The sequence below is a fragment of the Phormidium sp. FACHB-592 genome, assembly GCF_014695795.1.
Classification (GTDB): Bacteria; Cyanobacteriota; Cyanobacteriia; order Leptolyngbyales; family Leptolyngbyaceae; genus Stenomitos.
This window is the reverse complement of sequence record NZ_JACJOZ010000099.1, coordinates 1-9,868: the sequence shown is the minus strand read 5'-3', so window position 1 is coordinate 9,868 and position 9,868 is coordinate 1. Positions and strand designations below refer to the sequence as shown.

Sequence of the window (9,868 nt, the reverse complement as noted above, 5' to 3'; positions counted from 1 at the left end):
TCACTTCGCTCAAACTCAGGCGGGAATGGCTCCGGCGTTCACCAGGCATGGAAGGCAACTGCACTTGGTGTTGCCAACCGTGCTCAAAGTGCTGATAAAAATCGTCCAGTTCATAAAAAAGGTGTGCAATATCCAGACGCGATACGATGATTTCCATAGCTGAGACCGTTACTTCAAAACCAGTCTCAGCTTTTCTTGTGTCAATTTCTGTTCGTCGAACTCACGTTAAAGAAAGACTCAGCATCAGCATTACGGCAGCAACAAGCAGAAGTGCTACGAGGGCATAGGGCTTTCAGCCGTTGAAACCACAGCTCAAGAGGCTGTGTATGACTGCTTTTTGCTTAGTATATTGTCTCAAAGTAGTCCAAACTGTTACTCATCAAGGGTTTCAGCCGTGCAGTTTAAACTACCTCTTTCCTGAAACCTCTACAGGTAAGGAGCTACAGCCTTATCTTGCACTTTTTGGGTCGTCTGTCGGCTCAACCCCGTTCACACTTCAGTGTCTTTGCTTCAAGGATCCTAAGACCCCGAGCCGTGCCATCAATCGAGTGTAGCACGCCCGCCAAGTTCCCTTAGCGCCCAATTGGCCATGTCTTGCACATAGGGGCTTTCATCCTGAAGGGCTGTGGTGAGAGCAGTGACAACAGATGCAGTGCCGATCTGATGCAGTGCGTTTACCGCGCTCAGCCGCACCTTCATCTCTGGATCGTTGAGCAGTTCGGTCAGCGGTTCGACACTTTCTGAAACCCCAATTTCACCTAAACAACGGATGACTTCAAGTCGTACCTCTTGATCTGGATCGTTCAGTAGCGCTTGAACGGGTGTGAGTGCTCGCTCATCCCCTAAGTAGCGCAAGGCATAGACCACTGACTTACGCACCGCAGGATACGAATCCGTGAGAGTTGCGACCAACGGCATCAGACTTAGCTCATGAGGGGATTGACTTAAGGCTCTGGCCGTTGCCTCCCGAATTTGCCAGTTAGGATGGCTTAACCGCAGGCATAACGCCAGGATTGCTTTAGGGTCTTTAATTTGATGAATTGATAGCCAGCGCAAGGATTCGATCGCCTGTAAAACCACCTCATCATCCGCATCCTGTAATGTTTCAATGAGGGGAAGCACGCCTCGTTTGTCGTACATCATTCCCAGAGCGCAAGCGGCACTGCGGCGGACAAAAGCATCGTTGTCCTGCAACGCATCTACCACTGGAACCAGCGTTAAGTCTCCCACTCGACCCAGGGAGATCGCGGCTGTTTCTCGTAATGGGTGGGCTGGGTCTCGGACAATGCCCAGTAACAAGTCTGAAATTGGCACGCCAGTTAGTTGGGTTAAGGCAGCTGCAATGGCTTGATTGGCGGCCAGGACGGCTCCTGTTGTCGCGAAGGGTGCGCCGCCGCCGGTGCGTTCTGCCTGCTCTTGTAGCGGCATACCACAGGGGAACTCATGATACCAGGCAAAGACTTTAATCAATGGTTCAATGGCGCGCTGACCACCAATTTCTGCCAACGTTTGGGCGATCGCCTGAATCACTTTCGGTTCTCCCGAATGGAAATGCCAACCATTCCACTTCCGCAAGATTTGAATCAAGGGTTCCACCACGATGGGAAGGTGAAATTGGCTCAGGGCCTCGGCGGCACTTAAAACAACCTGCTCATCACGGTCTTTTGAGGCCGCAATCAAGGGCTCAATCACACTGACATCCCCGATCATTCCCAGTGCTTGTGCGGCGGCGGCTCGATCGCCGATGTCCGAATACTGTATTTTTCCGTCGGACGCTTGCAAAAGATTGGCTAATACGGGTACGGCTCGTCGATCTTGTAATTGCCCCAGCAGCAGGATCGCGTCGTAGCGAATCCGAGCATTCGTTGAGGCTTTCAAAACGGCAATCAAGGGCGCAACCACAGGTTTTCCGAGTTTGAGCAAGGCAGCGGTCGTGTTTTCACCATCTTCCTGAGTTTGCTGGAATCGACCGTATTCCGCAATTTGCTTGAATCGCTGGATCAGAGGCTTCACTGCTTGCGGATCACTAAGATCGCCCAACTTTTGAGTCGCCGCTTCCCGAACGTTCCAATCTGAGTCTTCAAGCGCCTTGAGCAGGAGGGGAAGAATTTGCTCTGACTCGTCTGCTTTGAGGGCAAGGATAGCGTGATACCGAATGATTGGATCAGGATGTTGCACAACCGTAAGCATCAGTGCGGCGATCCGTGGATGAGCGAACTGACTTAAGGCTCCAATCGTCGATCGCCACAGAGGTTCTGGAGACGACTGAGCCAATTCCAGCAAGGGTTCAATCGCTCGATCGTCTTTTAATGCGCCTAATGCCTGGACTGCTTGCAATTGTACTTTGTCATGGGAGTCTTTCAGACACGCAATGATGGGTTCGACAATTTGGCGATCACCGAGCTTCGTCAAATGAGAAATAGCGTAGTGGCGGATCTTCCAGAATGGGTGATGCAGTAACTCCAGCAGGGCTGCCAAAGCGGAGGATTCACCCAGTTGGACGAGGGCATAACTGGCCCACAATACCCGCCAAGGTGATTCAACCGCGAGCGCGGCTTGCAAAGCCGGAATTGCCCTTGGGCCTAATTGCACCAAGGCTTGAGCGGCGGTTGCGTTGACATTGATCATCTGGTGATCAAACAGCCCGATTAACGGTTGAATGGCTCGCTCATCTCCGACCTCTGCCAGGATTTTTGCGGCTGCTTGACGCACTTGGTCACTGGGGCTAATGGTGAGAGCTTGCAGCAAAAGATCCACGATTGGTTCTGGCTGGAGCAGGAACAGCTTACGGATGAGACCCTCATACAAGCTATCGCTGGTCAAATAGTGTTGCTGCAAGAATTGAATCACGGCGGCGATCGCCTGCGTCGAATGCAAGTTCAACAAAGTATCTGCGGCTTCATACTGCACATCCTGGTGGTCATCTTGTAAGGTTTGGATCAACGGTGCGATCGCCCGTTCATCGCCTAATGCACCGAGTTGCTGTGCCGCCTTTCGTCGCACATAGGGGTCAGCGTCATTGAGTGTAGTGATGAGTAGGGGCACTGCGATCGTGCCCAGCTTACCGAGTGATTCCGCCACCACCTCCCGCACGTGCTCACATTCGTCCTGCACTAACTGCTCAGAGAGGGCTTGAAGCACTCGCGGATCAGTTCGCTGGTGATGCTCGCAGAGGTCAGACACGGCAAACCTCCGCATCTCATCGTCTGGGTGCTGTAACGCTCGCAGTAGGGCGGAAATGGATCTCACGCTTCGTGTTCCTCTCTGGGCTAGCTCGGCTGGGATAATAAACCTTTCTCCAGTGAAGCCGACTCACCACAGGGATGTCTGGAGTGAGAAAACCGAACCTACTCCTCGCTAGCCTGCTCGTTCACCCAAGCAATGGCGGCACGAACAGAGATCAGCGCTGGAACCTCCGCATATTGGTTAGTTTTCGTTGTCTCGTCAACAGTTCTCAATAAATATTGCTTCCGTCCTCCACCCAGTGGAAACCAGAGCAACGTATGGTTTTGCCAGGTATCGACGATTTTGATTTTATATTCCTGGCAGAGACGAGCGTAACCAATCTCCTGAATGATCATGCGCTCATAGGGGGGATTGGGACGAGAGCACAACCAAATTGGTTGCCATTGGCTGGGCGGCTTTTTCCGAAAGCGGTCGTCAAGCCAGAGTCCATGATAGGCGTAGACCTGAAAGCCTCCTGAATATTCGATCGCAGGTTCCCTTTGTCCATGTAATTGTCCTGCACCGTCAAACGCCCACTTAGTGGGGCGATCGCAAACCCAACACATTTGCTTCAACGGCACAACCCAGCCAACTTGTGCAGCAATTGTCTGCATCAGCGGCCACTGCTCCTGATCACAGGTATCCCCCCGCTCAATGAGCCAATCTTCTTCCTGCCAGGTATAGCCCAACTCGGTGACACAAAAATCGATCAACGCGCCATTACTAATGAGCCAGGTAGGATATTGCATCACCTCCCACAACGTAGCTTCTAACCCACGATGCCAGTGCAATCCCAACTCATGGCTGATCGTGCCCCATTGACGCTGCAACTGCTTTTCCAGGGGGTCTCGCAGTTGTTGGCTCAAGTCATCAAACAACTCGCTGCCCATTTGCTCATACAAGTTTGTCCAGAGGGGCCTATCCAACCGCTTGCGAATTTCGGACCAGCAGCTATATAGCAAGTAATACCAGGGCTGGCGCAATCCCTCTGGATCGCGCTCTAAATAGAACTCCACTCGCTCTCGCAGTTCCAGTGGATTGGCACAAAATTCAATTTGAGGTGGTTCCAGTTTAGCCCGACAATACATTGCATCGATGGCTTCTATGGCGGTCGCTTGATCGATCGACTCCATTGACCAGGCAAACTGCAACCACTTCTGCCGATACTGCGGTAGCAGGTTGAGCGGCTCTGAGGTCAGTCGTTCACTTGGAGCAGAATCAGGCTTCACAAATGGGTTTGGCAGTAGTGATGGAGACCGTTAGCGCTTGTGTTCCACGTCATCTGGCACTGGTGCTAGTGCCATTAAGCGAGCCGTCCGCGTGTCAGCAGGAGGCACTCCCTATAACTAACCACGCTACCATTCGCCTCATGTGCAGGGCAACAACGGTCAGCATCGGCTGCAATCGCGATGTTGCTAGTCCTAAAGAGCGCGCTTGCCGTAGATAAACGCGTGAAGACCGGGAGACAAAGTGCCTTCATGCCCGCTCGTTATTTGTCAGTTTGTTTCCAAGCTGTCGTTGATTAGCTGCGGGTGGCAGCTAATCAACGACAGCAGCGGTACCTCACTTGTGCCTGAGAGCCAACGGGAACGAGCGCATCAGTGTGGCAGACTAGAACCGAACGGTGATTGAAAGCAGTTCTAGTTCAGTCAGTTACCAGGAGAGCGGTAGAGACTCTCTAGCTCTGATCTTAAAGTCGATGGAGGTGAGCGATCAAGACACAGGAGGACAATCTGTGGGACGCGATTGAGCGACTTGAGTCTCGCTGCTGTGGTCCTGAGTGCTTAAAGTGCTGGCGTGCTTTGATGCGAGCCTGCGCGCAACTGCTCATGAGCCACCTACCTGCTGCGGTCGCTGACTGGACAGCGGCGGCCGATGCTTACGAGCGCGGTGCGCTTTCTACAGAGGCGCTAGCCGTCGTCCGCGTACGTGCATGGCAGTACCACGATGCCAGCCAGCGGTCCGTCAGCCCGGACGCGTTGAGTGGCTTACGTGTGGTGATGTATCGGCTGTGGCCGGCACCTGTGGCTGCCGATTGGTATGAGTTAGCGTGGCACTTTCTGCACTGCTGCAACGAAGCAGGCCTTAGGGATGACCAGTTGTTCGACTTACTGCAGGAGCATTTTGCTAGTCTTAGCGGCGAAGCAGAAGTCGTCTAACCACAGCAGGTACTCGACCGCCGACACAACGTCCTTATGTCAATCGGGGCCACGCAGGGGGTGATGCCGGGCCTTGGGCTGCTTCACATGGCAGCGAGGACAGTACGCCCATTTCATGGTTGGGGAAGCGAGGCTTTAAGATCAAGCAAGTACATCAAGACAGTGTCATTAACTCAGAGGTGCAGCAGTGAGTCAAATTGTTGTCTCTACCATTGGTTCTTGGGGTGCTTTGTGGGTGGTCGACAGCAACAGAACAAGGTGCTGCACTCGACCGCCTATACTCTACGCTCGTGCTTCCACCAGCCTCCAACGGCGAGTAAGCTAAATCGTTCGGCTGAAATTTGTTCTAAATCTAAATACAGCTAGGGTTCATAGATAAATCCTGAGGGATCACAAAATGCAAAGCCAGCATATAGCTTTAATCCGAACCCTCTTCCAAAGCCGCTTAGCGACTCTTGAGCATCTTTTGGAGTCAGCTCGAACTCACTTTCGTGATGATGAGTCGTTCCTTCAGAAGCGGCTTGCGGCTGATATGTTGCCCTTCGGTACACAGATTGCTTTCACTTGCAATCAACCACGCAACTTTGCTCTCTGGTGTGATGGTAAACCGGCGAATCATCTCGATCCAGACGTCACAGCTCTCGCGCAGGCAGACGAGCACATAGCAAACACTAAAGAACTTCTTTTGGGTGCTCACGCTGAAGACGCAAAGCTAGCTGAGGTGACGCGCATTGAATTGGGTCAGAGCCTGTACCTTGAGTTGGCTGGTCATGCCTATGTCAATGAATTTCTCATCCCAAACTTTTACTTTCATCTGGTCACGGCTTACGATATTCTTCGCATGGCTGGTGTACCAATTGGCAAACGAGACTACATGCTGCACTTGGTGCCATCAATCAGAAAGGAATGAAGCCTAACTATTCAAAGGCAACGGACGGTCAAGAGTCAATCGCGCTAAATTCGGGATTATTGCCGCCGCTGATTTGAGCTATTAATGCTTAGAAACAAGGCCGAAAATGCTTCTTTTCGGCAAAGATGCAAGCTGGGACGCGGCTAGGGTAAAAAAGTGCAAGATAGACTGGAAAGCATTGTCTAGATTGAGTTACAGAGCCTCTGTCGCAGTGAGGCTCAGTATTGGAACCGCTGCTGCCACCCGCAGCTAACCAACGACAGCAGCGGCATCCTAGCTTGTGCATCGGAGCCTACAGGCACGAGAGCATCGGTGTTGCAGACTAGAACTGAACGGTGCTTGAGGTCAGTTCTAGTCCAGTAAGCTAGGAGAGATCGGCAGAAACTTGCCGCCTATTCATCTGATTTGAGATCTTAGGCAGAAACCTTCCGTCTATTCATCGTTAGACTCCTGCTGCGTGGAAATTCGTGGGTGAAAGACTAACATTGACTATGAGGATTTTGAAGCAAACTACGACTCAGTTAGTTACGCAACAGCGTCAAACGGGCGAACGGCTCGCGATCGGTTGTTTCTTACTCCTTGGTGTAGTGTCGATGTTAACAGCCACAATTACGCCAGAGATAAGCTGCCGACGTGACGGAGCTTTAAGGCAATGCAAAGTTATCCGACATATGCTGGGCAATTGGCGGATTGAACAACCCATTAGCATCAAAGGTATTAGAGATGAGTCTAGCGGTGGTTTTCGCCGTGGAAAATCGAACGGGGGCAGCTCTACCCACATAACGGTTGTAGAAACACAGAGCGGTGAAATTTGGTTAGTCAACCGTCCGTCAACTGTCGCCGACTCTGCTACTACTAAAATTCAAAGATTTCTGAACGATCCGACTCAAACCTCGGTACAAATTCGGTCAGTAGCCTGGTTGCACTTAAATGAACCAGTCAGCAATGGTTTCTGGTTTATGTTTTCAATCGTCATGTTCGTAATTGCCTATCAACGTCTGGTCAATCAACGCATTTATCGATGTGAGTTCGATAAGACGAGAGATTTGGTTCGCGTCACTCAACAGGGTCTACTAACATCCAAAACTATTGAATTTCCGATTTCAAAGATTAGAGCAATTCATAATGTCAAAAGATTAGGTCGTAACTACATCGGAAGTGACTGCGTCGTTTTGAAGCTCAGATCTGCGCAAGAAGATGTTTATATTGGTGAAGCAGTTTGGGGAAAGAAAACAATGGCAGAGCATTACTTTTGGGGATCTATTCGATTCAGCAAAGCGCTTGAGGAGGGAAGACAAGCGATCGTGTCGTTTCTGCAAGATTAAGGTCTAACAAGTCCGTTGCACACCGACTGCTTAAAGTTAATTTGGCTGAACCCAAGAAGTTACTAGCAGCGGGTGAACGGAATCGTTCTGCCGCTTCGTTTAATCTTGTGGGCGATAGTTCAGAACGAATCTGTTGGTGTCCAAGGTTATGCTGTTTGAGCTTTACCTGTCAGACAGCCGTTTGTGGATAGTCGCTAAGGGAATCGACTTTAAGTAAAAGTTATGGACAACGATCGCAACAGAAGGATACCAAACATGTTGTGCGGAAATCGAATTGTTCTCAAACCTCTCTCCCAAGCTGATCTAGACTTGGCAGACCGGATGAATCAGGACTCCGAAACGATGAAATTTGTAGGCGGTCTAGGGACACCACGAAGCAGAGTAGAAGAATTTATTCAAAAACAGCAAGAGCAATTTTTATGTCGGGGTTGGGGCTGGATGGTGATTGAGTCTCAACAGGGAGAAAAACTTGGGTTCGTTTTCTTGCAACCCTGCTCACGACTATCTGAAATTGAGCTTGGGTATCGAATTTGTCGTGACTATTGGGGACAAGGATATGCCACAGAGAGTGCTCAGTTATTACTGTCACATGGGCTGAAGGAGCTTCATTTCAATCCAATTGTTGCAGCGGTTGATCCATTAAATATTGCATCTGAGCGAGTTCTTCAGCGAATCGGGATGCAATACTGGAAAGATGTTGATTGGGAAACAACACCAAGCGGTTTTGCACGTTGCTACAAGGCTTCATAGACCATATGCGAGAATTACGAGCTAATGGCGCACCAGAACAATTCGGTTGCAGCGGACCTGCGAAGTTTTTTCTGGTATATGAGTTCTCTCGTTGCCGCTGAACCGAGCCGTTGTGCTGCTTAAATTGTCGGTGAGGTAAGTACACTAAGGCTACTTGTTTGTGTGAGAATTTGAGGTTTTGCAGGATGCGAAGACCTGGATGGGATGCTCGACGCAGAAATAGAAATATTGGTACCGTGAAGTCTGGACATGGTCAGGATAACAAGATGCGCATTCCTGAACATTGGATTGGTGGAAAGTGGATCTTGTTTCATGAGCAGCTTGATAATCCTGTTGCGTTAACTCGAACGATTGGCGATCGCAACATTACAATCCTTGTTGAACCCGTTCACTCAGGCTTTCTCCACGCTTGTACTCCCGATGATATTGCCAAGGTTCTAAGGTTGCTGCCTCCACAACATACAGAAGGAATTAATTTAGTTGTACTACGTCAACCCAAACGGAAAGAACGGATTCTCAGCCCAGTTTGGGGGCGATTACAGTATTACTCAGAGATCCAACAGTATCGCGGTGTTGCGATACACATAGAAGCTCACCCAACTAATGGCACTGCCTCTTGGGAGAAATCGCTATCACCAGATAATGCTCAGGAATTGGCGCGACTAGTAGAAGACGGGCATCAACTGATTTCTGAACGTCGTCGTTATGTATTACACATGACTCCAGAATCGATTCGTGCGACTCAGTTATACCGTACCTTGCCGCATGAGGTTGGGCATTACGTCGATTACCTGAATACGATTGGGGCAGATGACGACGACGAATTGTTTTGGAGCAAGCCAAGTCGAGATAAGGAAGCATTTGCACATCGATATGCACGCGAATTTTGGGAATGCGAAAAAAAAGCTGGAAGCATCCCATTTCAGCGCATCTTGGATGAAGAAGTGCTAACGGCTGAAGGTCTGTCTCTGTCATGGTTTGCGCACCACAACAATCCTGATGCAGCGGACACGTAAGATTGATCGTAGATTGATATAACGTGGCTTCGAGCCGCTGATCAGTACCGTTATGTCTGAAAATCCTCGTGTCACCTGACAGCCAGCAGCAGCATGATCGGCTTACGGTCCATAAGGCAAAAAACCCGATCTCTCTGACCGGGTTAATTATGTATCTGTTAGTTCTAAGGTGCCCATTGATAAACGTGCCTAATGATCAGCTTGTGCTACCGATGCTGCACTAGCTGTCAACTGGCACAATCGCTCAAAACCTTACACAGCAGCAGTTTCCCTCTTTCACCTCCTTGCCCCGTTGCGGACTGAGCAACTAACCCCAAAAGTTAAACAGTGGCTAGAAACATTACTAGGCGTAGCTTTTTCTTAGAAAGTGTTTGTAAATGCTGGTTAAGCAGGTTTCAAGTTCCTCGTTCGTCGGTTGTTTGTTAACCGCCTCAGCATCAACCGAATCATGACCACATAAACCATGCCTTCATGATTTTCAGG

At 50.1% G+C, this 9,868-nt stretch carries 7 protein-coding genes; 5 read left to right on the top strand and 2 right to left on the bottom strand.

Features of this window, described 5'->3' with window-relative positions; all coding sequences use genetic code 11:
• Positions 1 to 540 precede the first annotated feature (540 nt).
• Together H6F86_RS26190 and H6F86_RS26185 are read right to left on the bottom strand one after the other, a co-directional pair.
• Positions 541 to 3,249, bottom strand: a complete 2,709-nt coding sequence (locus tag H6F86_RS26190; protein WP_190452828.1) for a HEAT repeat domain-containing protein — start codon at positions 3,247 to 3,249, stop codon at positions 541 to 543.
• A 98-nt stretch (positions 3,250 to 3,347) separates the two neighbouring features.
• On the bottom strand, positions 3,348 to 4,454 hold the full coding sequence (locus H6F86_RS26185; protein ID WP_190452826.1) for a DUF6745 domain-containing protein: 1,107 nt from the start codon (positions 4,452 to 4,454) through the stop codon (positions 3,348 to 3,350).
• 600 nt (positions 4,455 to 5,054) lie between these two features.
• On the opposite strand from H6F86_RS26185, the gene H6F86_RS26180 reads away from it, so the two are divergent.
• The 5 genes from H6F86_RS26180 to H6F86_RS26160 all read left to right on the top strand — a co-directional run bounded on the left by H6F86_RS26180 (position 5,055) and on the right by H6F86_RS26160 (position 9,385).
• On the top strand, positions 5,055 to 5,384 hold the full coding sequence (locus H6F86_RS26180; RefSeq protein WP_190452824.1) for a hypothetical protein: 330 nt from the start codon (positions 5,055 to 5,057) through the stop codon (positions 5,382 to 5,384).
• 397 nt (positions 5,385 to 5,781) lie between these two features.
• On the top strand, positions 5,782 to 6,294 hold the full coding sequence (locus H6F86_RS26175) for a DUF1993 domain-containing protein (RefSeq protein WP_190452822.1): 513 nt from the start codon (positions 5,782 to 5,784) through the stop codon (positions 6,292 to 6,294).
• Between the two features lie 593 nt (positions 6,295 to 6,887).
• On the top strand, positions 6,888 to 7,619 hold the full coding sequence (locus H6F86_RS26170) for a hypothetical protein (RefSeq protein WP_206756108.1): 732 nt from the start codon (positions 6,888 to 6,890) through the stop codon (positions 7,617 to 7,619).
• A 222-nt stretch (positions 7,620 to 7,841) separates the two neighbouring features.
• Positions 7,842 to 8,369, top strand: coding sequence for a GNAT family N-acetyltransferase (locus H6F86_RS26165; protein WP_190452818.1), 528 nt, complete (start codon positions 7,842 to 7,844; stop codon positions 8,367 to 8,369).
• Between the two features lie 266 nt (positions 8,370 to 8,635).
• Positions 8,636 to 9,385, top strand: coding sequence for a hypothetical protein (locus H6F86_RS26160; RefSeq protein WP_190452816.1), 750 nt, complete (start codon positions 8,636 to 8,638; stop codon positions 9,383 to 9,385).
• Positions 9,386 to 9,868: the final 483 nt, after the last annotated feature.